24 protein-coding genes are annotated in these 21,838 nt (G+C 72.7%); 12 read left to right on the forward strand and 12 right to left on the reverse strand.

All coding sequences use genetic code 11. The features are described 5' to 3' along the window. Positions 1-5 precede the first annotated feature (5 nt). From ACTWNK_RS25645 to pip, 3 genes are read left to right on the forward strand one after another with little or no spacing between them, the layout of a single operon-like run. Complete coding sequence (locus ACTWNK_RS25645) at positions 6-1,124, forward strand: hypothetical protein (protein ID WP_474307074.1); 1,119 nt, start codon at positions 6-8, stop codon at positions 1,122-1,124. After that, positions 1,121-1,693 (forward strand): hypothetical protein, encoded by a 573-nt coding sequence (locus tag ACTWNK_RS25650; RefSeq protein ID WP_474307075.1) that lies wholly within the window; start codon positions 1,121-1,123, stop codon positions 1,691-1,693. The genes ACTWNK_RS25645 and ACTWNK_RS25650 overlap by 4 nt, the downstream gene beginning before the upstream one ends. 59 nt (positions 1,694-1,752) lie before the next feature. Beyond that, positions 1,753-2,712, forward strand: coding sequence for a prolyl aminopeptidase (pip, locus tag ACTWNK_RS25655; protein ID WP_474307077.1), 960 nt, complete (start codon positions 1,753-1,755; stop codon positions 2,710-2,712). 9 nt (positions 2,713-2,721) lie between these two features. Here the strand turns inward: pip and ACTWNK_RS25660 are convergent, their stop codons facing one another. Both ACTWNK_RS25660 and ACTWNK_RS25665 read right to left on the reverse strand, forming a co-directional pair. Next, positions 2,722-3,408: a response regulator gene (locus ACTWNK_RS25660; RefSeq protein ID WP_474307078.1), complete on the reverse strand. Its 687-nt coding sequence runs from the start codon at positions 3,406-3,408 to the stop codon at positions 2,722-2,724. Continuing rightward, positions 3,405-4,547, reverse strand: coding sequence for a sensor histidine kinase (locus ACTWNK_RS25665; protein ID WP_474307079.1), 1,143 nt, complete (start codon positions 4,545-4,547; stop codon positions 3,405-3,407). Before ACTWNK_RS25665 ends, ACTWNK_RS25660 begins: the two co-directional genes overlap by 4 nt. A gap of 157 nt (positions 4,548-4,704) precedes the next feature. On the opposite strand from ACTWNK_RS25665, the gene ACTWNK_RS25670 reads away from it, so the two are divergent. Beyond that, positions 4,705-4,938, forward strand: coding sequence for a hypothetical protein (locus ACTWNK_RS25670; RefSeq protein ID WP_474307081.1), 234 nt, complete (start codon positions 4,705-4,707; stop codon positions 4,936-4,938). Here the strand turns inward: ACTWNK_RS25670 and ACTWNK_RS25675 are convergent. Next, positions 4,904-5,794, reverse strand: a complete 891-nt coding sequence (locus tag ACTWNK_RS25675; protein WP_474307082.1) for a PaaX family transcriptional regulator C-terminal domain-containing protein — start codon at positions 5,792-5,794, stop codon at positions 4,904-4,906. The genes ACTWNK_RS25670 and ACTWNK_RS25675 overlap by 35 nt on opposite strands. Before the next feature lie 52 nt (positions 5,795-5,846). On the opposite strand from ACTWNK_RS25675, the gene ACTWNK_RS25680 reads away from it, so the two are divergent. The 4 genes from ACTWNK_RS25680 to ACTWNK_RS25695 all read left to right on the forward strand — a co-directional run bounded on the left by ACTWNK_RS25680 (position 5,847) and on the right by ACTWNK_RS25695 (position 10,338). Next, entirely contained in the window at positions 5,847-6,845 is a 999-nt protein-coding gene (locus ACTWNK_RS25680; protein WP_474307083.1) for an alpha/beta hydrolase family protein, read from the forward strand. A 49-nt stretch (positions 6,846-6,894) separates the two neighbouring features. Beyond that, positions 6,895-8,064: a sensor histidine kinase gene (locus tag ACTWNK_RS25685; protein ID WP_474307085.1), complete on the forward strand. Its 1,170-nt coding sequence runs from the start codon at positions 6,895-6,897 to the stop codon at positions 8,062-8,064. Continuing rightward, the gene (locus ACTWNK_RS25690) at positions 8,064-8,738 is read left to right on the forward strand and encodes a response regulator (RefSeq protein ID WP_474307086.1); all 675 of its coding nucleotides are present in this window, start codon (positions 8,064-8,066) and stop codon (positions 8,736-8,738) included. Before ACTWNK_RS25685 ends, ACTWNK_RS25690 begins: the two co-directional genes overlap by 1 nt. A gap of 103 nt (positions 8,739-8,841) precedes the next feature. After that, positions 8,842-10,338: an alpha/beta fold hydrolase gene (locus ACTWNK_RS25695; RefSeq protein WP_474307087.1), complete on the forward strand. Its 1,497-nt coding sequence runs from the start codon at positions 8,842-8,844 to the stop codon at positions 10,336-10,338. On the opposite strand, the gene ACTWNK_RS25700 is transcribed toward ACTWNK_RS25695, so the two are convergent. From ACTWNK_RS25700 to ACTWNK_RS25710, 3 genes are all read right to left on the reverse strand, one after another. Continuing rightward, a complete protein-coding gene (locus tag ACTWNK_RS25700) occupies positions 10,335-11,048 on the reverse strand; it encodes an NAD-dependent epimerase/dehydratase family protein (protein ID WP_474307088.1) in 714 nt (237 codons plus the stop codon). The two genes, ACTWNK_RS25695 and ACTWNK_RS25700, sit on opposite strands and share 4 nt — an antisense overlap. Before the next feature lie 65 nt (positions 11,049-11,113). Next, positions 11,114-13,225, reverse strand: a complete 2,112-nt coding sequence (locus tag ACTWNK_RS25705; RefSeq protein WP_474307090.1) for a hypothetical protein — start codon at positions 13,223-13,225, stop codon at positions 11,114-11,116. A 118-nt stretch (positions 13,226-13,343) separates the two neighbouring features. Beyond that, positions 13,344-13,649, reverse strand: coding sequence for an STAS domain-containing protein (locus tag ACTWNK_RS25710; RefSeq protein ID WP_474307091.1), 306 nt, complete (start codon positions 13,647-13,649; stop codon positions 13,344-13,346). Between the two features lie 257 nt (positions 13,650-13,906). Between ACTWNK_RS25710 and ACTWNK_RS25715 the strand changes: the two genes are divergently transcribed. Next, a complete protein-coding gene (locus ACTWNK_RS25715; RefSeq protein ID WP_474307092.1) occupies positions 13,907-14,788 on the forward strand; it encodes a helix-turn-helix transcriptional regulator in 882 nt (293 codons plus the stop codon). Here ACTWNK_RS25715 and ACTWNK_RS25720 read toward each other — a convergent pair. Genes ACTWNK_RS25720 through ACTWNK_RS25730 form a run of 3 tightly spaced genes read right to left on the reverse strand, consistent with a single transcriptional unit; the run spans position 14,770 to position 17,136 of the window. Beyond that, positions 14,770-15,546, reverse strand: coding sequence for an alpha/beta fold hydrolase (locus ACTWNK_RS25720; RefSeq protein WP_474307093.1), 777 nt, complete (start codon positions 15,544-15,546; stop codon positions 14,770-14,772). The genes ACTWNK_RS25715 and ACTWNK_RS25720 overlap by 19 nt on opposite strands. A 34-nt stretch (positions 15,547-15,580) precedes the next feature. Then, a complete protein-coding gene (locus ACTWNK_RS25725) occupies positions 15,581-16,618 on the reverse strand; it encodes a sigma-70 family RNA polymerase sigma factor (protein WP_474310980.1) in 1,038 nt (345 codons plus the stop codon). Next, a complete protein-coding gene (locus ACTWNK_RS25730; RefSeq protein ID WP_474307094.1) occupies positions 16,600-17,136 on the reverse strand; it encodes an EF-hand domain-containing protein in 537 nt (178 codons plus the stop codon). The genes ACTWNK_RS25725 and ACTWNK_RS25730 overlap by 19 nt, the downstream gene beginning before the upstream one ends. A gap of 157 nt (positions 17,137-17,293) precedes the next feature. On the opposite strand from ACTWNK_RS25730, the gene ACTWNK_RS25735 reads away from it, so the two are divergent. Next, a complete protein-coding gene (locus tag ACTWNK_RS25735) occupies positions 17,294-18,076 on the forward strand; it encodes a hypothetical protein (protein ID WP_474307095.1) in 783 nt (260 codons plus the stop codon). A 10-nt stretch (positions 18,077-18,086) separates the two neighbouring features. Further along, on the forward strand, positions 18,087-18,866 hold the full coding sequence (locus tag ACTWNK_RS25740; RefSeq protein WP_474307096.1) for a hypothetical protein: 780 nt from the start codon (positions 18,087-18,089) through the stop codon (positions 18,864-18,866). Between the two features lie 17 nt (positions 18,867-18,883). Here the strand turns inward: ACTWNK_RS25740 and ACTWNK_RS25745 are convergent, their stop codons facing one another. Both ACTWNK_RS25745 and ACTWNK_RS25750 read right to left on the reverse strand, forming a co-directional pair. Continuing rightward, positions 18,884-19,564 (reverse strand): 2OG-Fe(II) oxygenase, encoded by a 681-nt coding sequence (locus tag ACTWNK_RS25745; protein ID WP_474307098.1) that lies wholly within the window; start codon positions 19,562-19,564, stop codon positions 18,884-18,886. 112 nt (positions 19,565-19,676) lie between these two features. Beyond that, entirely contained in the window at positions 19,677-20,129 is a 453-nt protein-coding gene (locus ACTWNK_RS25750) for a YdeI/OmpD-associated family protein (RefSeq protein WP_474307099.1), read from the reverse strand. Positions 20,130-20,232: 103 nt separating this feature from the next. Between ACTWNK_RS25750 and ACTWNK_RS25755 the strand changes: the two genes are divergently transcribed. Beyond that, on the forward strand, positions 20,233-20,868 hold the full coding sequence (locus ACTWNK_RS25755) for a TetR/AcrR family transcriptional regulator (RefSeq protein WP_474307100.1): 636 nt from the start codon (positions 20,233-20,235) through the stop codon (positions 20,866-20,868). 32 nt (positions 20,869-20,900) lie between these two features. Here ACTWNK_RS25755 and ACTWNK_RS25760 read toward each other — a convergent pair whose 3' ends face one another. Beyond that, a complete protein-coding gene (locus tag ACTWNK_RS25760) occupies positions 20,901-21,734 on the reverse strand; it encodes a M55 family metallopeptidase (RefSeq protein ID WP_474307101.1) in 834 nt (277 codons plus the stop codon). Positions 21,735-21,838: the final 104 nt, after the last annotated feature.

The following is a 21,838-nucleotide window of genomic DNA, read 5'->3' on the forward strand; positions in this document are numbered from 1 at the left end:
TCGACATGCATGTCAGCGCACCAGTCGCCGCGGCCGTCGCCCCGGCCCGGACCAGCGGGGTCAGGGGGTGGCCCGGCGTCGCCGTCCTCGTCGGGACCGCGATCTCGCTGGCCGGGCTCGCGTGGGACGCGCAGTGGCACACCGACGTGGGGCCCGACACCTTCTTCACGATGCCGCACCTGTTCCTGTACGCCGGCAGCGCCATCGCCGGGCTGGCCAGCCTGTTCGCCGTGCTGGTGACGACGGCGGCGGCGCGTGCCGGGCGCACGTCCGACCCGTCGGCGGGCGGGCGCGGCGTGCGGGTGCTCGGGGGCAGGTTCACCGCGCCGCTCGGCTACCTGGTGTCCGGCGTGGGGGCCGCCTCGTTCCTGCTGTACGGGCTGTGGGATCTGTGGTGGCACCAGATCTACGGGTTCGACGCCGTGCTCGACTCGCCCCCGCACGTGGGGCTGCTGCTGTCGATCAGCGTTTCGATGGTCGGGGCGGTGATGGTGTTCGCGGCGGCGGGCACGCGGGGACGGGCCGGGCTGGTGCTGGGGGCGAGCGTGCTGATGGCGTTCAACACCCTGACCGTGCTGGCGCTGGCGGCGTTCGGCGGGCCCGTCGACGCGGTCGCGACCGGGCTGGCGTTCCTGACCGTGACGATGCTGCTGACCGCCGCGTCGTTCACCGGCGGGCCCGGCGTGATGCCGGTGATCGGGGTGGCGCTCGCCGGGGTGCAGGCCGTGCTGTGGTGGTTCACGCCGTGGGCCACGGTGGTCTACGCCGACGCCAGCGGCCTGCCGATGCGCGACTACGTCTCGGGTGTGCCCACCATGCCCGCCCTCATCCCGATGGGCACGGTGCTGGTCGCCGCCGTGCTCGCGACCCTGTCGTGGGCCGCCGGTCGCACGGGGGCGCCCGCCCGTCTCCTGTCACCGGCGCTCGGTGCGATCGGCGGGGTGGCGCTGGTCTCGCTGCAACCGGTGCAGTACGTGTTCGTGTACGGCCAGGCGCTGCCCGCCGCCGCCACCCTCGTCGCCACCGGGCTCGCGGGAGCGGTCGCGGGGGCCGTGGCCGGTTTCGTCGGCGCGCGTTTCGGGCGGCTGCTGCGCGCCCTGTCCACCGGGCCGGTGACGGCATGAGGCGCACATGGCTCCGCCAGGCGCTCGCACTCGGCCTGGCCGCGGCACTCGGGCTCGGCCTGCCCGCCTCGCCCGCCGCCGCCTCCCCCACTCCCGCTCCCGCTCCTCCGGCGGGCGACTACCAGCCGGTGGGCACCGTGCACACCGAGCGCCTCACCGCGGGGCCGTACGCCATCACGGTGGGCTTCAGCACCTGGCCGTTGCGGGCGCTGCGCTCGCTCGACTTCACCTTCACCGTGGACGGCGGCATCGCCGGGAAGTCGGGCGTGCTCACCGTCGCCGGTCCAGGGCACGAGGAGAGCGAGCCGCTGGCCAGGCATCCCCGCAAGCGCGAGGTGTGGGGCCTGGACATCAGGGCGCTGCCCACCGAGGGCGACTGGACGCTGCGCTTCGCCGTCGACGGGCCGCAGGGCCGGGGCACGGGCGAGCTGAAGCGCCTGGCCGTACTCGAACAGCCCGGGCCGCCGCTGCTGCTGAGCTGGTCGGTCAGCACGCTGCCGCTGCTCGGACTGGTGGGCTTCATCGCCGTCGCGTGGCGGCGCGAAGGACGCGCCCGGCGCTCCCTATAGGCTCGTGTGCCGCCCGGCCAGGGGTATGGCCGGGCGGCACACGTCTGGGGGAGCACATCGTGAGAGAACCTTATCCGCCGATCGAGCCCTACGAGCACGGCATGCTCGACACCGGCGACGGCAACCTCGTCTACTGGGAGGCCTGCGGCAACCCGGAGGGCAAGGCGGCGCTGGTCGTGCACGGCGGGCCGGGCTCCGGGTGCTCGACCGGGATGCGCAGGACGTTCGACCCGGCCCGCTACCGCGCCATCCTGTTCGACCAGCGCAACTGCGGCCGCAGCACGCCGCATGCGAGCGACCCGGCCGCCGACATGAGCCTGAACACCACCGAACACCTGCTGGCCGACATGGAACGCCTGCGCGAGCACCTCGGCGTCGACCGCTGGCTGCTGTACGGCGGATCGTGGGGCTCCACGCTGATCCTCGCCTACGCCGAGCGCCACCCGGAGCGCGTCTCGGAGATCGTCATCCCCGGTGTCACGATGACACGCCCGCGCGAGGTCGACTGGCTGTATCGCGGCGTGGCCAGGTTCTTCCCCGAGGCGTGGGCGGCGTTCCGGGCCGCCGCGCCGCCGGGAACGCCGGACGACGGCCTGGTCGCCGCCTATGCCGACCTCATGGAGAGCCCGCACGCCCGCATCCGCGAGCAGGCGGCACGCGACTGGCTGGCCTGGGAGGACGCCGTCATCTCCCAGGAGAGCAACGGCAACCCGGGCGCCTACGGCGACAGGCCGCCGGACGCGGCGCTGGCCTTCGTCCGGATCACCACACGGTACTTCGCCAACGCCGCCTGGCTGGAGGACGGCGTGCTGCTGCGCGAGGCGGGCAGGCTGGCCGGTATCCCGGGTGTGCTCGTGCACGGCCGCCTCGACATGGGCTCGCCCGTCGGCACCGCGTGGGAGCTGGCCCAGGCCTGGCCGGACGCCAGGCTCGTGGTGATCGGCGACTCCGGGCACACGGGCAGCGCCACGATGCGCACGGCCCTGATGGAGGCCGTCGACGCCTTCGCCGAGCGGTGAGCGCCGCGCCTACTCCCCCGCGTCCGGCAGCAGGCCCGCGTCGTGCACGAGCAGGGCGATCTGGACGCGGTTGTTCAGGCCGAGCTTGGTCAGGATGCTCGACACGTGTGTCTTGATGGTCGGCACGCTCAGGTACAGCACGGCCGCGATCTGGGCGTTGGAGCGCCCTTCTCCCACCGCGACGGCGACCTCGCGCTCGCGCTCGTTGAGCAGGGCGAGCCGCCCTCTGGCCCGGGTGCTGCGCAGGTCGTGGCCCGCGTCGGCGACCCTGGCGATGAGCCGTCTGGTCACGGCTGGCGACAGCACGGGCAGTCCGGCCGCGACCTGACGCACGGCGGTGACGATCTCGGCGGGCGGCGTGTCCTTGAGCACGAACCCGGCCGCGCCCGCCCGCAACGCCCGCAGGACGTGCTCGTCGGCGTCGAACGTGGTCAGCACGATCACCTCGGGCGCGTGCGCCGAGGCGCGCAACGCCTCGGTGGCGGCCAGGCCGTCGACGCCGGGCATCCTGATGTCCATCAGCACCACGTCGGGCGCGTGTCTGCGGACCAGGTCGGGCACCTCGCCGCCGTCGCCCGCCTCGCCGACGACGCGGATGTCGGGCGCGCCGCCCAGCATCATGCGCAGGCCCGCACGCAGCAGGGGGTCGTCGTCGACGATGAGCACGCCGATCGGCTCGGGCTCGGGAAGGGTCATGACGGCCAGGGTAGCCAGGCCGCGAGCCGCCAGCCGCCCCCCTCGGCCGGGCCGTGCGTCAGCCGCCCGTCGGCCAGCGTCACCCGCTCGGTCAGGCCGATCAGCCCCTGCCCGGCGCCGGGGCTCGCCGCGAGCTCGCGTCCGGGCGCGGTGTTGGCGACCTCGACGCTCAGCCCCTCGCCAGGCCCGCCCGCCAGCTCGACCGCGACCGCCCCGCCCGGCGCGTGCTTGCGTGCGTTGGTCAGCGCCTCCTGCACGATCCGGTAGGCCGTACGGCCAATCAGTTCGGGGGCTTCGGCCGACACCGAGGTGCGCAGGTCGACATGCATCCCGGCGCGCACGGACTCGGCGACGAGCTGCCTGACGTCGGCCAGGGTCGGCTGGGGCAGCTCGCCGTCGGGGGCGCGCAGGACGCCGATCACCTCGCGCAGGTCCTGCAGCGCCTGGTGCGCGCTCTGCCTGATGACCTGGGCGGCGTTCGCGATGTCGGCGGCGGGGGCGTCGGGCCTGAACTCCAGGGCGCCCGCGTGCACGCTCAGCAGCGACAGGCGGTGGCCGAGCACGTCGTGCATCTCCCTGGCGATGTCCTCGCGGGCGCGCAGCTGGGCCTGTTCGGCCCGCAGCCGCGCCTCGGCCTCCGCCCTGACCGCGCGCTCGCGCAACGACTCCACGAGCTGACGCCGATGCTGGACGAACAGGCCCCACCCGACGACGGCGCTCTGGATCGCGACGCCGAGCGCCACGTTCACATAGCCGGGCACCTCAGGCTCCGGCCGCAGATGCGAGTAGGTGACGGCCGACAGCAGGCTCAGCGCGTAGACGGCTCCCGTCGTGCGCAGCGGCCTGTGCACCGCGACCGTGAACAGCGCCAGCAGCATCGCCCCCGAGACCAGCTCGGAGAACGTCGACATGACGATCAGCGCGACCGCCAGCCCGACCGGCCAGCGCCTGCGCAGCCACAGTGCGGCGCAGCCGACGGCGGCGGCGAGCTGGTCGAGTGCGAGGACGCCGCCCGCGGGCAGCGTGCCCTCCTCGATGCGTATGCCGATGAGGACGAGCCCCATCAGCGCGGCGAGCAGGAACATGACGATGTCGACCAGCCAGTCGCGCAGGCTTCGCCGGGTCGCGTTGGCTCTCACCAGGCCGACCTTACCCACCGTCGCGGCCGGTGTGAGCGCGCGTGCGGCCTGGCCATACCTAAGTCGCGCACGCATGTCCTTCGGTCGCGACCTAGGTCGGCGCCGGGGCTCCCTCCGGCCGATGCCTCGCCCCGGCCGTGCTTCCTAGCGTCGGAGCATGCGCAAAGCCATGCAGCTGACGGGGATCGTCCTGATTCTCCAGGGCGTCAGCGGGACCATCGACCATCTGGGACACCAGCCGGTGTTCGGCCTGTTCCTCAACCTGTTCAACCGGCTGGTGGCCGAGAAGGTGGACGCGCTGGCCGGGTACGAGGTGCATGCGAACCTGGGCCTGGCCCTGCTCGGCGCCGCCGTGCTCATCGCGTCCGGCGGTCTGCGCCAGTCGGCGTGAGGCCGGGCTCGGCGCCCTGGCGCATCGCCTCGGCGTAGAGGCCGAACACGCGGGGCCGCTCCCCGGTCAGGCCGAGCTCGGCCCAGCAAGCGGCCATGAGGGCGCGGGCCCCCGCGCCGGGCCACGGGTCGGGCAGCAGCTCGGGCGGCAGCAGCGGGTCGGGCTCCATCGCCCTGGTGAACGCGGTGGCCAGCTCGACCGCGACCGTCAGCCGTTCGGCGTGCGAAGGGCCCGGCGCGGCCTCGGTGAGCGTGGCCAGCCGTTGCCCGGCGAGCTCGGCCAGCCGTTCGTGGCCTTCGGCGAGGCGATCCAGCGGCCACAGCGCCGCCGCCAGCAGCCTCGGGTCGGTCGTGCCGCCGACGCGCAGGTCACGGCTGGTGAGGAAGGTCAGGTGGGCGAGCACGCCGAGCTCGGACGCCTCGGCCTCGACGAGCTCCTCCCAGGCGTTGGCCGAGACGTAGAGCCCGCCGTGCAGGGCGGCTCCGCCCAGCCGCACGATGGCGTCGCGCAGCGCGTCGCGGGCCTGTCTGGCCGTTTCGGGCACGGCGAACGCCACCAGGTGCCACACGCCGTCCCACGGCAGCAGCCCCCGATCGCGCAGGTAGGCGAACCTGACGAACTCCACATCGGGCGCGAGCGCCGCCCGAAGCCCCTCGCCCGCCCGCAGCACGGCCTGCCGCCCTCGGCCCTCCTGGGTGAGCTCCCCGGCCGCGACCAGGCGCTTGACACACAACCTGACCTGCTGGTCGCTCATGCCGAGCGCGTCGCCGACGGCATAGAGCTCGCCGGCCTCGATCGTGCCGTCCGGCCGGACGAGGGCCTCGACGAGGGTTCTGGTGGGGACGTCTATCCGCATGCGTTCAATTCTAGTACGGTCGTATGGAAAACGATAGTTCTGGGGGTGTGTCATGCGGAGATGGATGGTCGCCGTGCTGGCCGTGGTGCTCGTCGTGGCCGGTGCGGGCCTGTGGGTGGTGTACGCGGCCGAGTTCGACCTGCGTGAGGAGCGCGTCACCGTCACCGGGGGCGCCCAGCCGCTGAACGGCGTCCTCGCCTGGCCGACCGGCGGGCGCGGGCCGTACGGGCTGGTGGTGTTCGTGCACGGCGACACGTGGATCGACGCCACGCACGACTCCTTCTACCGGCCGATCTGGGAGGAGCTCGCCAAGGCGGGCTACGCCTCCCTGTCCTGGGACAAACCGGCCGACTGGCTGGAGCAGAGCATGGCCGACCGCGCCGCCGAGACGGCCGCGGCCGTGCGCTGGGCCAAGGGCAGGCAGGGCATCGACGCGCGCCGGATCGGGCTGTGGGGGGCCAGCCAGGCCGGTTGGGTACTGCCCAAGGTCGCCCAGGCCGAGCCCGGCCTGGCGTTCGTCATCGCGGTCTCCCCCGCGATCAACTGGATGCGCCAGGGCCGCTACAACCTGCTGGCCGAGCTGAAGGCCGAAGGCGCGAGCGCCGAACGCACCCGCCAGGCGATCGCCCGCAGCGACACGACCAGGCGGCTGCTGCGCGAGGGCGCCTCCCACGAGGACTACCTCGCGTCCGGCGGCGACCCGGCCGAGATCACGGCCGCCCGATGGCGCTTCATCGTCAAGAACCACACCGCCGACGCCACCGGCGACCTGGCCGCCCTGCGCATGCCCGTCCTGCTGGTGCTGGCCGGGCACGACCGCAATGTCGACGTCGCCGAGACCGAGCGCGTCTACCGCGACAAGCTCGGCGGCGGCGGACTGCTGCGCGTGACGCGCCTTCCCGACGCCTCCCACGCGATGCTCCACATAGCGGTGGACGACTCCGAGTTCCTGACCCTCGTGGTCGGGCTGGCCGCGCCCAGGTCGCTGTTCGCCGACGGCTTCCTGAGCGGCCAGCGGGACTTCCTGCGCGGCCTCGCCGACCCGCGATAGCTACTTTCGGCTGATTCGCGGCCCCGGCCTGCGGCGATAGCGTCCGAGCATGGAGGACAAGCCGCTGCTGCTGGTCGGGCGGGTGGCGCCCGGCAGGCGGCCCGCCGTCGACGCCGTGGCGATCGCCCTGCTGGGCGGGGTGATGTGCGTCGCCGCTGTGCTGAAGGGGGACGCCGAGGCGCTGCCGTACGTCCTGGGGGCGCTCGGGCCGCTGGTCGTGCGCAGGCGGTGGCCGGTGCCGGTGTTCGCGGTGGTGACGGGCGTGGCGGTGGCCTCGCTCGCGGTGGGCGCACCGCAGCCCGTCCAGGACATCGAGCCGTACTTCTGGTACCAGCCGATGGCCATCGGGATCGCCGTCTACTCGGTGGCCAAGCTGGAGCGGCGGGCGCTGGGCGTGGGCGCGCTCGTCCTGGCGCTGGCCGGGATCGGCGCCGGTGTGGCCTACGGGCCGGAACCCGAGGGCGGGGCGGCCCTGGTCGTCGCGTTCTTCTGGATGGTGCTCGTCGCCGAGTGGGTGACCGGGCTTTCGCTGCGCGAGCGGCGCATCCAGGCGATGCGTCTGGCGGCCCAGGCGGCGGACGAGGCCGTGCTGCGCGAACGGCTGCGCATCGCCCGCGACCTGCACGACAGCCTCGCCCACCGGATGAGCGTCATCACCGTACGCGCCTCGGTGGCCAGGCACCTGGCCGGAAGCAATCCGGAGGAGGCCGGAAGGGCGCTGGCCGTCATCGAGGAGAGCGGCAGGGCGGGCCTGGCCGACATGCGCCACCTGCTCGGCGACCTGCGCCGCGACGGCGCCGGAACGCGGCACGCGCCCGGCGTGCCCGGCCTGGCCTCGCTCGGCGACCTGGCCGAGCAGGCACGTGAGGCCGGGGTCGAGGTCGACCTGCGCGTCGCCTCCGGGCTCAGGGCGCCCGACGCGGTGGGCATCACCGTCTACCGGCTGGTCCAGGAAGGGCTCACGAACGTGGTCAAGCACGCCGCCCCCACCCGATGCCTGGTCCGCGTCGAGGCCGACGAGCGCGGCGGCCTCGACGTCCGCGTGCACGACGAGGGGCCGGGCGACACCGCGGCGCGCACGCGCGTTGCGCCTCGGGGCGGGCACGGCCTGGCCGGGATGCGCGAGCGCGTCTCGCTGCTGGGCGGCACGCTGGCCGCCGGTCCGCACGCCGGGGGCGGCTTCGTCGTGCATGCCGTGCTGCCGGTGCGGGAGGCGTGATGGAGCGGCGCACCGTGCTGGTCGCCGACGACGAGGAACTGCTGCGGGTGGCGTTCAGGATGCTCATCGACAGCTCGCCCGACCTGGTCACGGTCGGCGAGGCGGCCGACGGCGCGCAGGCGGTGGCGCTGGCCGAGAAGCTGCGGCCCGACATCGTGCTCATGGACGTGCGGATGCCGGGGCAGAGCGGCCTCGATGCCACCGAGCGCATCTGCGCCTCGCCGCTCACCTCGGGCACGCGCGTGCTCGTGCTCACCTCCTTCGACCTCGACGAGTACGTGTACGCCGCACTGCGGGCGGGTGCCAGCGGCTTCCTGCTCAAGGACACGCCGCCGGAGGAGCTGCTGGCCGCGCTGCGCGTGGTCGGCGAGGGCCAGGCCCAGCTGTCGCCGGTCGTCACCAGGCGGCTCATCGCCGAGTTCGCCAGACGCCTGGACCCCGGCGTGCCGCCGCTGGCCGACCTGGCCGGGCTCACCCACCGCGAGCGCGAGGTGCTGCTGCTGGTGGCGCGCGGCCTGGCCAACCAGGAGATCGCCGACGCGATCGGCGTCGGCATGGCCACGATCAAGACCCACATCCGCCGCATGCTGGCCAAGCTCGGCGCGCACGACCGCGCCCAGCTGGTGATCATCGCCTACGAGTGCGGCCTGGTCGTCCCCTCCGACCGAAGGTGATCGGAGGTACGCCCAGGGGCGTACCTCACGGGCATGAGCGGCCCCGCGCGAGTTCGTCCCCGCACACGACGAACCGGGCGAATCCCACTGGAAGGCTCGGATCATGGCATCGAAAACCGTCAGCCCCCTCACCGCGGCGGCCCTGGCCGCCGCCTTCCTCCTCACGGGTACGGCACAGGCCGCGCCCGCTCCCGCCATCGCCTGGGGCCCGTGCACGGACCTGCCGCCGAGCGTGCCCGTCACGGGCCTGGACTGCGGCAGGCTGAGCGTGCCGCTCGACCACGCCAGGCCGTCGGGCGAACGCATCCAGGTCGCCCTGGTCCGGGCGAAGGCGACGGGCAAGCGCAAGAGCTCGATCGTGCTCAACTTCGGCGGCGGCGGCAGGGGCGTGCTGAACCTGGCCCTGCAGCACTCGCGTTTCGCCGCGCTGCGCCAGAGCCACGACCTGATCGGCTTCGACCCGCGCGGCTCCGGCTCGACCATTCCCGTGGCCTGCCTGTCCGACCGGCAGACCGACCGCCTGTTCGCCGTCAGGCCAGGGCTCCAGGACCGTGCGGGCAAGGCCGCCCTGCTGCGCGCGGCCAGGACGTTCGCCGACGGGTGCGCCCGAAAATCCGGACGCTACCTGCCGCACACCGGCACCGCCGACACGGCGCGCGACCTCGACCGGATCAGGGCGGCGCTCGGCCAGGACAGGCTGAACTACTACGCCCTGTCCTACGGCAGTGTGCTCGGCGGCGTCTATGCCACGCTGTTCCCGCAGCGCGTCGGCCGTATGGTGCTGGACGCGGCGCTCGACCCGCGCCAGGGCTCGCTGGAGGTCAGCAGGGAGGTCGCCGCGGCCGGACAGAAGGCGTACGAGGACTTCCTCGCCGCCTGCGTCAAGGGCGGCTGCGCGCTCGGCAAGGACGTGGCGAGCGCCGACGCCGCCGTCCGGGGTCTGTTCGAGCGGCTGGGCGAGCGGCCGATCAAGGTCGGCGGCCGGGAGCTCTCGGCCGGGCTCGCCCGCGCCGCCCTGGAGATCGCCCTGGTGCCCGACGCCTACGAGGACCTGGAGACGGTGCTCGCCGGGGCGATCAAGGGAGAGGGCGAACTGCTGCTGGCGGTGGCCGACGCCTACACCGGCAGGGACGCCAAGGGCCGCTACTCCGACCTCACCAGCGTGCACACCTCCTCGCTGTACAACAACGCCGTGTACTGCCTGGACAGGAAGCGCGTGCCGGTCGCCGGCCTGGCCTCGGCCGAGGCCGGGCTCACGCGGGTGTCGCCGGTGTTCGGGCCGTTCAGCACGGCCTCGGGGTTCATGGTGCCCGTGTGCTCGGTCTGGCCGGTGCCGGTCGACCCCGAGGGCTCCAGGGTCGACCACCGGGGCGCCTCGCCGATCCTCGTGATCAACTCCGCACACGACCTGGCCGCACCCGCCGCCGGGGCGACGGCACTGGCCGGGATGCTGCGGACGGCCGTGCGGCTCACCTACCAGGGCGATCTGCACGGGGCCTATCCGGCGGGCGGAGCCTGCGTCACCGGGGTGGTCGAGGGCTTCCTGCTCAACGGCACCGTGCCCGCACGCGCCACGTCCTGCCCCGCGGCCGGGCACTAAGCCGACGGGCCTCGCCTGGCCTTCGGCTCCCAGCCGAGGTCGGTGTGGGCCGGGGTCCAGTCCAGGACGCGGCGTTCGTGGTCGCCCGCGATCGTGTAGGCGGCGAAACCGGGCTCGTCCCTGTCGAGCGCGGCCAGGAAGGCGGCCGCCACGTCCGACGCCGCCGTCGCGCCGCTGCCGTGCACGCCGCGGTAGCCGGGCCACTCCTCGTCCGGCACCGGCGCGACCAGGCGCAACGCGGTGACCGGCAGGCCGTGCTCGCGGGCGCCCGCCTCGAACACCTGCTCGCCCAGGCGCTTGGTCAGGCCGTAGGGGTCCATGGCGTCCGGCTGGGGGCCGGTGCCGTAGTCGCGGGAGGCGTAGTCGTGGAAGACCGACATGCTGCTGGCGTAGACCACTCGCCGCACACCCGCCAGCGCGCAGGCCTTCAGGGTGAGGTACGGGCCGGTCACATTGACCGCGAAGTGGGCGGCGGCCCAGGCCGGGTCGGCGGGGCTGCCGTGCTTGGGTCCCATCGCCAGATAGAGCAGGGCGTCCTGGTCGCGGGCGGCCCTGGCCAGCGCCTCCGGGTCGGTCACACCGCCCTGGACGTGCTCGACGCCGTCGGCGGGCGGTCGCGGGTCGAGCACACGGATGTCATGTCGTCCGGCGAGGTAGGGCAGCACCATGGTGGCCACGTCGCCCGATCCGCCTGTCACCAGCACGCGCATGCTCCAGCCTCCCACACCCGCGGCCCGATGGGGCGCGACGCCGGTGCGGCGTCGCGCCCCCGGTGTCACGGCGTGCGCAGAGCGAGCGCGTTGGTGTCGCTCACCTGGCAGGCCTGGGTGCAGTTGGTGCCGTTGGCCTGGAGGGCGGCGGTGGCGGTGTAGGCGTCGGCGGCGTGCTTGGGCATGAGGCAGGTGATCTTGAAGGTCATCGTGCCTCCGGCGCTGAGCGCGATGAGCTGGTCGAGGTCACCGACGCCGCTCGCGGCCGGGCAGGCGCCGCCGGTGCTGGTGCAGGTCCACTTGACGCGCTCCCACGGCATGGGCCAGTCGGCGGTCAGCTTGGCGCCGCTGACGCCGATGGTGCCGGTGTTGGCGACGGTGAGCAGGTAGGTGAACGGCTTGCCCGGCGTGTACGGGCTGGGCGTGGAGGTGAGCTTGACCGACAGTTGCCCGTCGGGGGCGCTGACGCCGATGGTGCCGATGGTGGTGTTGTTGGTCGGGTCGGTGTCGCCGGTCGTGTCGACCGTGGCGGTGGCGGTCAGCGCTCCGGCGGGCGCGTCGGCGGGCAGGGTGACGCCGATCGTGACCGGAGGTGCGGACTGGCCGCCGGGCAGGGGGTCGGTGCGGGTGCAGGTGACGGTCTGGCCGAGCACGGTGCAGGTCCAGCCGTCGCCGCCGGCGCCGGTGATCTGCAGGGCGTCGGGCACGGTGTAGGTCGAGGTGATCGGGCCGGTCGTCGGGCCGGAGCCCTCGGCGTTCACGGTCGTCACCGTGACCGTGCCGGACGTGCCGGGGACCAGCGTGGTGTCACCGCCGACGGTCTGGCTCAGGTCGGGACCGGGCAGCGGCGGGGCCGTCACCTGGGCGTCGCTGGTGGCCACGTTGTCCTCGGGGTTGACCTCGATGCCGCCCGAGACCGTCGACACCTGGGTGACCGTACCCGTGGCGGTCACGGTGCCGGTCGTGTCCTTGGCCACGGCCACCTCGACCTTGACCGGCGGCGCGTGCGTGCCGGGCGCGATGGACCCGGCCGGGCGGTCACAGGTGACCTTCTGCCCCTGCACCGCACACGTCCAGCCGTCACCGGCGGCGGCGCTCGGCGTGAGGCCCGCCGGGACGTCGAACTCCAGCTTCAGCGGGTCGTCGATGAACCCGAACCGCTCCGACGCCGAGACGTCCAGCGTGTACGAGCCCGTCGCGCCCGCCTGCCAGGGGCCGTCGTTGGAGATGGCGAGTGCGGCGTCGGCGTCGAGCGTGCGCGCCTTGAAGCCGCTGATCTCGTGGAAGTCGCTCGCCGCGCCCGACGACGCCGCCCAGCCTACCTTGATGGTGTCGGGCAGCGGCGCCTGGTTGGGCAGCTTCGTCAGGTCGAGCCCCTCGACCATGGGGACGAGCGGAGCACCGTCGGCGAACCTGATGAAGACGTTCATCAGGCGCTTGGGCGTGATGTCGATGACCACGTGCCGCTTGGAGGAGGGCCGCTTGGCCGCACCGAGCTCCTGGCCGCCTGCCAGGTCGAGGCTCTTGCCCTCGATGTATCCGTACCCGCTCGACTCCGAGCCGCGTACGACGACCGACTCGGGCCTGAGGCCGGGGCCGCCCGAGCCGCCGATGCCGGTGGAGAAGTTGCCGAAGGTGTCGAAGCCGACGCCGACGAAGGCGCCCTTGAGCCCCTTGTACCCGAGCGCGCCGCCGACCTCGCCGGGCGTGAGGTCGGTCTGCGCGCCGTCGAGCACGTAGAAGGAGATGCCGTCGGCCCAGCGGGTGCCCGCCTTGTCGGTCAGGCTGGTGCCGCCCCACTGGTAGGTGTCGAACTCGAACGTCAGGCCCCTGTTCGAGGGAATCGCCTTGTTCAGCAGCAGGGCGCCCGCGTTGTAGAAGGAGGCGTCCGTCAGCCGGAAGACGCCTTCGCCCGGCTGGTCGGCCTGGCCCTGCAGACACGCGCCGATCCCCGGCAGCGCCACCTGGACCGAGGCCGCCGTCAGGCACGGCCGGTCCTGGCCTCCGGCGGGGCTGGCCGCCTTCCAGACCGCCGGGTTGGACAGTGAGGCACCGGCGAACGTCTCGTCGACGAGTGTGGAGGCCGAGGCCGACGGCGCCGTTGCGACGGCCCCCGCCACGACGGCACAGGCCGCCAGTGCCCCTGCCAGAGTCCGCCGCGCGGACCAGGACGACATGGAGCGTCCTTGTTTCATGCGTATCCCCCGAATATGGATGAGCCCGACCGCAAAGGGTCACAGCTGGATCTTCATCAACGGATATGCCCAGGTCATCACGGTGCGATGCGGATTCCCGTCAGCCGAAGTCGGCCCCGACGAGCGAGATCAACCGGCGTACGGCCCTGCTGGGCGAGATCAGCCGGAACTCCGGCGCGCACTGCAGCGCACGGACCAGCACCCGCAGCCCGGCGCAGTCGATGAAGTCCACCCGCGCCAGGTCGACGGCCACTCGGTCGCGCAGATGCGGCTGCAGCACGCCCGCGAGCAGGGGGGCGGTGAGCGAGTCGAGCTCTCCGGAGGCCCGGACGGTCACCCATCCCGGGCGCCCGCCGACGACGCGGCAGGAGAAACGTAGGACGAGTGCGGTGGTGTCGGTCGTCATCCTGGAGGTCCTCCCAGGGCTCGGATGCTCGCCTGGGCGTGCCCGATCAGGGGCTTCGTCACCAGTGTCGCCGCGTCCCGCCGCCCCTCGAAAGCCGTCACGCGAACAGGAAGGCCCCCAGTAGCCACGAAACGAAGGACGCGCCCCTGTTTTCCCCCTCACGCGGTGGGTAGCCGACCTTCCACAGACGAGAGCATCGCCGTACGCGTTACCCCCGTGACACTCCGTGCCCGTACGCCACACGAAAGGGCAAGCCGATGTCAGGACAGCCGACAACGTCGATCCCCCGAGGCGGCGGATGGTTCGGCCCGGTCGAATCCGCCAGGCTCAGCACCTCGACCGTGACGCTCGACGCGGCCGTCGAGCACCACGCCGAGCCGCCCGGCAGGCTCGTGCTCGCCCACGTGCTCGAAGGACGCATCGAGCGTGACACCGCGGGCGAGAGCATCAGCGCCGAGCCGGGCGACGTGTTCCTGGTCGCCGCGCCCGACCGGCCCTACACCGTGCGCTGCGACCGGGTCAGTGTGCAGCTGCTGAGCATCGACCAGGCCGTGCTCACCGACCTGGCCGCCGACACGCCCGGCGGGAGCGGCGGGCCGCCCCGCTTCACCGGGTACCGGCCGATCTCGGCGGCCACGGCCAGGCGGTGCGCGGGGCTGGCCGGGTTCCTGACCGACCACTACCTGAGCGATCCGGAGTCGCGCGCCCATCCGATGCTGCTCGACAGCGCCGCCCGGATGCTGGGGGCGAGCCTGCTCATCACCTTCCCCAACACGGTGCTGCGCGGGCCCGGCGACGAGCAGGCGGCGGCCTCGCCCGCCTCGCTGCAGCGCGCACTCGACTTCATCGACGCGCACGCCGCACGGCCGATCGGCCTGAGCGAGATCGCCGAGGCGGCGCACGTGACGCCCCGGGCCCTGCAGCTGGCCTTCCGCCGCCACCTGGACACGACGCCGACGGCGTACCTGCGCCGGGCCAGGCTCGAAGGCGCGCACCGTGAGCTGGTCGCGGCCGACGCCGGGCGCGGCGACTCGGTCACCGGCATCGCACTGCGCTGGGGCTTCGACCACCAGGGCCGCTTCGCCGCCGCCTACCGCCGGGCCTACGGCCGCTCACCCCGTCAGACGCTCGTCACCTGAGCGGCCCGCCGGATCGGGATGTAGGTCGGCGTGGCCTCACCGGTCAGGAACTCGCCGACCAGCCGGGCGCAGAGATCGGGCTTCTCGTGCAGCAGCACGTGCGAGGTGCCGGGCACGACGGCCAGCTCGGACGCCGGGATCGCCCGGTACATCGCCAGCGTGTGCTCCAGGTGCACGATGTCGTCGTCGGCGGCCACGACCAGGGTGCGTACGGCGATCGCCGCGAGCTGGTCGGGCGTGGCCACCGCCCCGCCCGCCGCGACGCCGGCCACGACCTTGGCGACGACGACGGGGAAGTGCTCGCGCCCGTCGGGCGAGACCTCGGCGTAGGCGGCGACCACGTGCTCGGGCATCTCGCCCTCCCCCGAAGGCGCGAACATCCATCCCTCAGCGCCGAAGGCCCCGCTGACCAGCACCAGCCTCTCCACCAGGTCGGGCCTGCGCACGGCGACCGCCAGCGCCACCATCGCGCCCGAGCTGTACCCGGCCAGGCGTGCGGGGCCGCCGACGACCTGGTCGAGGAAGGCGATCGTGTCGTCGGCCATGAGATCGACGGTGATCGGGCCGGGCACGTCGGGCGTGTGGCCGTGTCCCCGGCGTTCGGGGGTGTAGACGGTGAAACGGTCGGCGAGTGCGGCCAGGTTGCCCGCGAAGTCCCTCGCGTCGCTGAAGCCGCCGTGCAGCAGGACCAGCGGTTCGCCGGAGCCGTGCTCGCCGTACCAGGTGGGCACGCCGTTGACGTCGATGAGGTGGGTCATGACGGATGGTTCCTCTCGGTGACGCGGTAGGTGTCTACCGGTCATACGAGACGGGAGGCGGCAACTCATCGCCGTGCAGGCCGAAAAGAGCGAACAATCGAGGATTTTCCAGATAGGACGTCAGAGCGGCGATGAGGCCGTCCGCGATCTCCACCACCACCAGGGCGAACAGCCGGTGCCCGCCCCTGCCGTCGGGCAGGTAGTGCCCGAACGCGGGCAGCCCGCTGGCCTCGACCGGCACCAGGCGCGACCCCGCGCACGGCCCGCCGGAGGCCCGCCAGATCACCTCCATGTCCGCCCTGCCGCTGATCCACCAGCCGAAAGGCGGCATCGTCATCGTCGCGTCCTCGTGCAGCAACGCCACCAGCGCGCCGACGTCGAACCGCTCGAACGCGTCGACGTACCTGGCCAGCAGGTCACGCTGCGCCGCGTCCAACGGCTGGTACGGCTCCGCCGGGCTCGGCGCGTGCTCGCGCAGCACGGCCCTGGCCCGCTGCAGGGCGCTGTTGACCGAGGCCACCGTGGTGCCGAGCAGGTCGGCCACCTCGGCGGCCCGCCAGCACAACACCTCGCGCAGGATCAGCACCGCCCGCTGTCTGGGCGCCAGCCGCTGCAACGCCGCCACGAACGCCAGCCCGATCGTCTCGCGCCTGACGACCTCCGAGGCCGGGTCGAGCGGCGTCGGCAGCACCCACGCCTCGTCGGGCAGCGGCATCCCGAACGTGCTGCCCGCCGCCGCGGCCGGCCCCATGTCCATCGCCCTGGCCCGGCGCTGCGGCCCTTTCAGCATGTCGAGACAGATGTTCGTCGCGATCCTGAACAGCCAGGCCCGCATGCTCCCCTTGGCCTCGTCGAACCCGTCGTAGGCCCGCCAGGCGCGCAGCATCGTCTCCTGCACCGCGTCCTCCGCCTCGAAAGGCGAGCCCAGCATGCGGTAGCAGTAGGCGGTCAGGTCGCCCCGGTGCTCACCCAGGAGCGCTTCGCTCACACCGTTCCCTCCGCCCGCGTGCCTGCGCTTCAGCGTACTCGGGGCGGGTGGGTGGGAGGCGGCTCTCAGCTGCCGAACAGCCAGTTGCCGTCGGAGCGGGAGTTGTCGCTGAGATAGAACTGCCGGTAGCCGGAGACGATCTCGTCGGGCGACAGGGTGCCGCTGCCGTCGCGGTCGAGCCGGTCGAAGGCCTCCTCGGCGTCTTCGGTGTCGACGCCGAGTGCCGATGTCATCCGCTCGAACTCGGGGAAGCTCAGCACCCCGTCGCCGTCGGCGTCGAGCGAGCGCGTCACCGTCGCCGCCAACTGCAGGATGGTCTCCTCGAACATGCGCTCGTCGGCCAGGATGCCCGCGCGCATGGCCGCCTCGAACTCGCGGGCGTCGATGCGCCCGTCGTAGTCGATGTCGGCGTTGAGCGACAGCACGTGCCAGATCCGCTGGTATCCCGCCACGATCGTCGCCTGGGCCCCGGCGTCCGGGCGCACCGCATGGCACAGCCGTCCGGCCAGCACCTCGAAGTCCTTTCTGGTGATGAAACCGTCGCCGTCCATGTCGAGTTTGCGGAAGCGCAGGCTGAGCTTCCTGGTGAGCAGGTCGGTCATCGTCGACTCGCCTTTCGCCGGGGGTGACGTGCGCCATCCTCCCCCGTCACACTCCGCGACCATAGAGGTGGTCAGCTATGCGTAGCCATCAAGTAACTGCAGGTAAGTGCGTTACGCGACCTACTGTCGTTCACACAGAGCGACAATGAGGGGGCCGATGGACATCTGCGAAGGCGCCCGGTGGAGCTTCTTCTCCGCGGCCGAGTCCTTCTCCACCTACGCGGGAGTGGGCGCGGGCCTGGTCCTCGCCGTCATCGTCACCCTGCTCACCCAGGACAACGGCGGCGGGCGCCGCGTCGCGGCCCTGACCCTGTTCGCCGTGGCCCTGTTCGTCCTCGGCCTGGCCAGCCTGCTGTTCGGCATCGTCTCGGGCGAAGACGTGTGCGTACGCTCGCACATCGAGGGCATGGCGGCGTTCGCGATGCTGGAGATCGGCACCATGGCCATCTGGAACGGCATCGTGCTCCTGCTGGAGATCTTCGAAGGCGGCGCCGCCGAGCTGCAACGACTCGGCAGACTCCTGGTCTACCTCACCGAGATCGTCGCCTTCGCCCTGCTCGCGCTGTGGGCGCTGCGCTTCCTCGACATGCTCGCCGTCGTGGCCGCCTGGCGGGGGCCGCGCCCGCCCACCATCACCCTGACAGCGATCGTCGCGGTCTTCCTGCTGCTCATGGCCGGAGTGGCCCGGACCAGGCCCAAGGGCGCGGTACGCCGCAACGCGGTGCTGCGCCAGAGCTCCTACACCACCACGGCGGCCGGCATGGGAGCCGTCGTCACCTTCGTCGTGGTGTGCGCGCTGCCCGAGCACGCCTGGACACCGGGCGTGCCCGCGTGGAGCGTGTACCTGACGCTGTTCGCCTGCGTGCTGATGCCCTCGCTCGCCCTGCTCTCGCTGCAACGCACCCTGCCCAGACCCCGCCGCAGACAGGCCGAGTTCTGAACGGCCCGCGATGACGGCCTGCCCGCACTACCAGTTCCTGCCGCAGTGGGCCTCCCCCTCCTTCTCCGGCTGGTCCGGGCTGATCACCGGCCTGCTGCTCGTGATCCTCATCACCGTGCTGTCCCAGGGCCCGGACAACCCCCGCCGACCGGTCCTGGTCATGTACCTGGTCATCACCATGTTCCAGCAGGCCCTGTGCGCACTGCTGTTCTGCCTGGTACCCGCCGAACTCGACTGCGCCCGCGCCTTCGTGGTCTCCCTCGTGCCGGTGGGCATGTTCGGCTCCTCGGCGGTGTGCGCCTACATCGCGCTCAGCTGGACCGTCGAGGTGTTCGACACCTGGCACAGCCCCCTGCTCGAACGCGTCATGCGCCACGTCGCCTACTGCGTCGGAGTCGTCGGCGCGCTCTACTACCCCGCCTACACCTACAACCTCCTCAACACCCTCACCTACGCCGGCGGATGGAACGGCCCGGAACTGCCCTCGCTCACCGCACCGCTGCTCAGCACCCTGATGCTCACCGCCCTGCTCGGCGTCGTCCTGACCCGCCCACATGACGTCGGCGGGCGCATCCTGCGGGTACGGCTCGGCTGCCACACAGCCGCCTGCCTGACCATGGCGGCCTTCGCCGTCTGCGTCCTGGCCATGACCGTCGGCGACCCCGCACAGCCGATGGCCGCCTGGCTGGTACTCGCCTCCGCCGCGACCGTCCTGCTCTACCCGGCCGCCGTGATGCTGATCTTCTTCGGGACCCTCTCGCGCCCGGGCGAGCCTGCCGATCACAGGTGACGGGCGCGCGGCCCGCCTCATGTCGCGTCGTGGAAGACCAGCCCGAGCGTGTGACGACGTCCGGACAGCACCGTGCTGACCCCGTGCCGCACGGGCGAGGCCGACCACCCCCGGGCCGATCGCACGGGCCGGTCGCGCGTGGTGAACACCAGGCCGTGCCCTTGCGGCAGCGACACCGACCGGCCCCTCGACTGAGCCCGGGGACGCTGTTCGACCATGAGGAAGGCGCCGCCCTCGTAGTCGGCGCCCGGCCGGTCGAGGCCGATGACGACCTGCAAGGGGAAGACCAGGTCGCCGTACAGGTCCTGGTGCAGGGCGTTCCAGTCGTCGCGCCCGTAGCGCAGCAGGATGGGCGTCGAACGGCGCTGCCCGGCCTCGTGGCACATCGCCAGCCATTCGGCCAGGGTGTCCGGCCAGGGGGCGGGACGGCCGAGGCGCTGGGCCCACGAGCGCGCGACGGGGAGCAGCAGGGGATAGAACCTCTCGCGCAGGTCCTGCACGACAGCGGGGAGCGGGCGGTCGAAATAGCGGTACTGGCCGGCGCCGAAGCGGTATCTGGCCATGTCGATCGTCGCACGGAAACGCCGTGTGTCGTCGTACAGGGCGGCGATCTCGCTGCATTCACCCGGTGTGAGTAGCTGCGGGGTCAGGGCGCAGCCGTGCTCGTCGAGCTCGGCCGCCAGTGCGGTCCGGTCCATGCGGGGTCGCCTCCGTCTGCGTCGTCCGGTACGAGTCGTCCTCTCGCATCGTGGCCCCGACGCGGGAGCCGGGCCTGGCGGTATTCGGACGTCGTGCCGGTCGCAGGCGGGTTCAGGGCTGCAGGCGGCCTTCGCGCAGGGCGGCGACGGCCTCGGTGACACGGCGTTGCCTGGTCTCCGGCTTCTTGGCGCCTTCGACCCGCAGCACGTGCCAGCGCTTCCTGCTGTAGGACAGGCCGTCGAAGAACGCCGAGGCCGCCTCGTCCCCGGCCAGCGCCTCGGCCAGGTCGGCGGGCACCTCGACCTCGCGGGGCTCGGCGTCGGGCCGCAGCTCGACCTCGACCTCCTCCCCCGCGGCGACTCCGGCACCGGCCCGGTGCTCGACACTGACCGGCAGCATGTACTTTCCGCCCATGACGGCGACGGTGGAGCGGTAGCCGTACCCGTTGATCGTGACGTGGACGGCGGGTCGTTTGCCCGAGCCGAGTGCGGTGACGACGTCCTCGGGGACCTCGATGCCGGTCGCGCTCTTGCCGTTCAGCAGAAGTGTGGTGCGAAATCGCATGGCTGCTCCGGATCTGCTCCATCGAGATGAGTACTGAGCGGTACAGTACTCACGCGAGTACTGACCCGTCCAGTACCATGCGAGGCGAGGCGAGAGGAGCCACATGGCGGAGCAGGAGGGGCGCTCGGCGCTCAAGCGCAGGGCGATCGTCGAGGCGGCGGCCGGGCTGTTTCTGAGCAAGGGCTACCAGGGCACCAGCATGGACGAGATCGCGGCCATCGCCTCGGTGTCCAAGCAGACGGTGTACAAGAACTTCGCCGACAAGGAGCAGTTGTTCGGCGAGATCGTGCTGGGCGCCACCGACCGGGTCGGCGCGTTCGTCGAGCACGCCACGGCCACACTCGCCGCCACCGGCGACCCGGAGGACCTGGAGACCGATCTCGGCGAGCTGGCACGCCGCTATGTCGCCGCGGTGCTGCAGCCCGAGGGCCTGCGGCTGCGCCGCCTGCTGGTCGCCGAGGCCGGGCGCTTCCCCGACGTGGCCCGCGCCTACCACCGCCGCGCACCCGAACGCACGCTCGCCGCCCTGGCCGCAGCCTTCGCCGATCTCAGCGCCAGGGGCCTGCTGCGAGCGTGCGACCCGGACATGGCGGCGCGGCACTTCGCCTTCCTCGTGGTCGGGGCGCCGCTCGACCGCGCGATGTTCTACGGCGACGAGGCGGGCCACACCCCCGACGCCCTCGACAGCTTCGCCACCGAGGGTGTCCAGGTGTTCCTCACGGCCTACCGGGGCCGCTGACACGCCCCGGCCCCGCCGGGCGGCCCCGCGTCCTACACGGTCGGGCGGGCGCGGGCCGCGGCGGCGGCGAGGTGGGAGCAGATGGTGATGACGGCCAGGACCTCGCGCGGGTCGGCGCACACGCCTTCCAGGGTGCGGTCGCCGGTGCGGGTGAAGGTCGGGATCAGGGCGCCCATCTCGGTCGCGGCGGGGCTCGGCATGTCGATCTCCAGGCGTAGTTCGGCGGGGATCGGCACCTGGGTCAGCGTGCCCGCCGCCGCGACGGCCTCGGCCGCGGCCGCCCTGATCAGCTCGCGTGCCGCGGACGGCGCGAGGCTGTCGGCGGCGAAGAAGCCGTGCGAGGTCTTCACCTCGACCGTGCGCGTGCCGGGCATCCGGGACTCGATCGTCCGGCAGATGACGTCGTCACCCGTCACCAGCCCGACCGGCACGCCGACGACCGCCGCCTGCAACGCGTTGACCTCGGCCTCGGAGACCGGCACGCCGTTCAGCCTGATCTCGGCGAAATGCGAGGAGTAGGTGTGGGCGAGCACGCCCGGCTCCCCGGCGGCGGCGTGATAGCCGAGGAACAGCGCCACGTCGTGCTCGGCGCTGAGCCCTTCGGCCATGCAGTCCAGCTTGGGCTGGCCGAACAGCAGCCTGGCCCTGGGGTCGAGATCCTCGTGGATGAGGTTGTCCATGGTGCCGTGACTGTCGTTGACCAGTACGGCGGTGGCACCGGCGTCGAAGGCCCCGGCGATGGCGGCGTTGGCCTCGCCCGTCATCAGCCGCTGGGCGGCGGGGAAGCCGTGGCCGCCCCTGATCACCTGGTCCGCGGTCGCGACCCCGGCCACACCCTCCATGTCGATCGACACGTACACCTGCATGGACGACACACTCCTCGCTCGTAGACCTGGCGCCCCAGCCTCTTGGGCACCAGGTCCGTCAGGCTACGTCGCAGCGTCCAACACGCGCCTCCGAGTTTTGGACC

Source organism: Nonomuraea sp. IBHARD001, from assembly GCF_056106265.1.

What these genes read in the sequence shown, in the direction of transcription:
- ACTWNK_RS25645 (WP_474307074.1), top strand. Translation starts at nt 6, where the DNA reads ATGCATGTCAGCGCACCAGTCGCCGCGGCCGTCGCCCCGGCCCGGACC.
- ACTWNK_RS25650 (WP_474307075.1), top strand. Translation starts at nt 1,121, where the DNA reads ATGAGGCGCACATGGCTCCGCCAGGCGCTCGCACTCGGCCTGGCCGCG.
- ACTWNK_RS25660 (WP_474307078.1), bottom strand. Translation starts at nt 3,408, where the DNA reads ATGACCCTTCCCGAGCCCGAGCCGATCGGCGTGCTCATCGTCGACGAC.
- ACTWNK_RS25670 (WP_474307081.1), top strand. Translation starts at nt 4,705, where the DNA reads ATGCGCAAAGCCATGCAGCTGACGGGGATCGTCCTGATTCTCCAGGGC.
- ACTWNK_RS25675 (WP_474307082.1), bottom strand. Translation starts at nt 5,794, where the DNA reads ATGCGGATAGACGTCCCCACCAGAACCCTCGTCGAGGCCCTCGTCCGG.
- ACTWNK_RS25680 (WP_474307083.1), top strand. Translation starts at nt 5,847, where the DNA reads ATGCGGAGATGGATGGTCGCCGTGCTGGCCGTGGTGCTCGTCGTGGCC.
- ACTWNK_RS25685 (WP_474307085.1), top strand. Translation starts at nt 6,895, where the DNA reads ATGGAGGACAAGCCGCTGCTGCTGGTCGGGCGGGTGGCGCCCGGCAGG.
- ACTWNK_RS25690 (WP_474307086.1), top strand. Translation starts at nt 8,064, where the DNA reads ATGGAGCGGCGCACCGTGCTGGTCGCCGACGACGAGGAACTGCTGCGG.
- ACTWNK_RS25695 (WP_474307087.1), top strand. Translation starts at nt 8,842, where the DNA reads ATGGCATCGAAAACCGTCAGCCCCCTCACCGCGGCGGCCCTGGCCGCC.
- ACTWNK_RS25700 (WP_474307088.1), bottom strand. Translation starts at nt 11,048, where the DNA reads ATGCGCGTGCTGGTGACAGGCGGATCGGGCGACGTGGCCACCATGGTG.
- ACTWNK_RS25705 (WP_474307090.1), bottom strand. Translation starts at nt 13,225, where the DNA reads ATGTCGTCCTGGTCCGCGCGGCGGACTCTGGCAGGGGCACTGGCGGCC.
- ACTWNK_RS25710 (WP_474307091.1), bottom strand. Translation starts at nt 13,649, where the DNA reads ATGACGACCGACACCACCGCACTCGTCCTACGTTTCTCCTGCCGCGTC.
- ACTWNK_RS25715 (WP_474307092.1), top strand. Translation starts at nt 13,907, where the DNA reads ATGTCAGGACAGCCGACAACGTCGATCCCCCGAGGCGGCGGATGGTTC.
- ACTWNK_RS25720 (WP_474307093.1), bottom strand. Translation starts at nt 15,546, where the DNA reads ATGACCCACCTCATCGACGTCAACGGCGTGCCCACCTGGTACGGCGAG.
- ACTWNK_RS25730 (WP_474307094.1), bottom strand. Translation starts at nt 17,136, where the DNA reads ATGACCGACCTGCTCACCAGGAAGCTCAGCCTGCGCTTCCGCAAACTC.
- ACTWNK_RS25735 (WP_474307095.1), top strand. Translation starts at nt 17,294, where the DNA reads ATGGACATCTGCGAAGGCGCCCGGTGGAGCTTCTTCTCCGCGGCCGAG.
- ACTWNK_RS25740 (WP_474307096.1), top strand. Translation starts at nt 18,087, where the DNA reads ATGACGGCCTGCCCGCACTACCAGTTCCTGCCGCAGTGGGCCTCCCCC.
- ACTWNK_RS25745 (WP_474307098.1), bottom strand. Translation starts at nt 19,564, where the DNA reads ATGGACCGGACCGCACTGGCGGCCGAGCTCGACGAGCACGGCTGCGCC.
- ACTWNK_RS25750 (WP_474307099.1), bottom strand. Translation starts at nt 20,129, where the DNA reads ATGCGATTTCGCACCACACTTCTGCTGAACGGCAAGAGCGCGACCGGC.
- ACTWNK_RS25755 (WP_474307100.1), top strand. Translation starts at nt 20,233, where the DNA reads ATGGCGGAGCAGGAGGGGCGCTCGGCGCTCAAGCGCAGGGCGATCGTC.
- ACTWNK_RS25760 (WP_474307101.1), bottom strand. Translation starts at nt 21,734, where the DNA reads ATGCAGGTGTACGTGTCGATCGACATGGAGGGTGTGGCCGGGGTCGCG.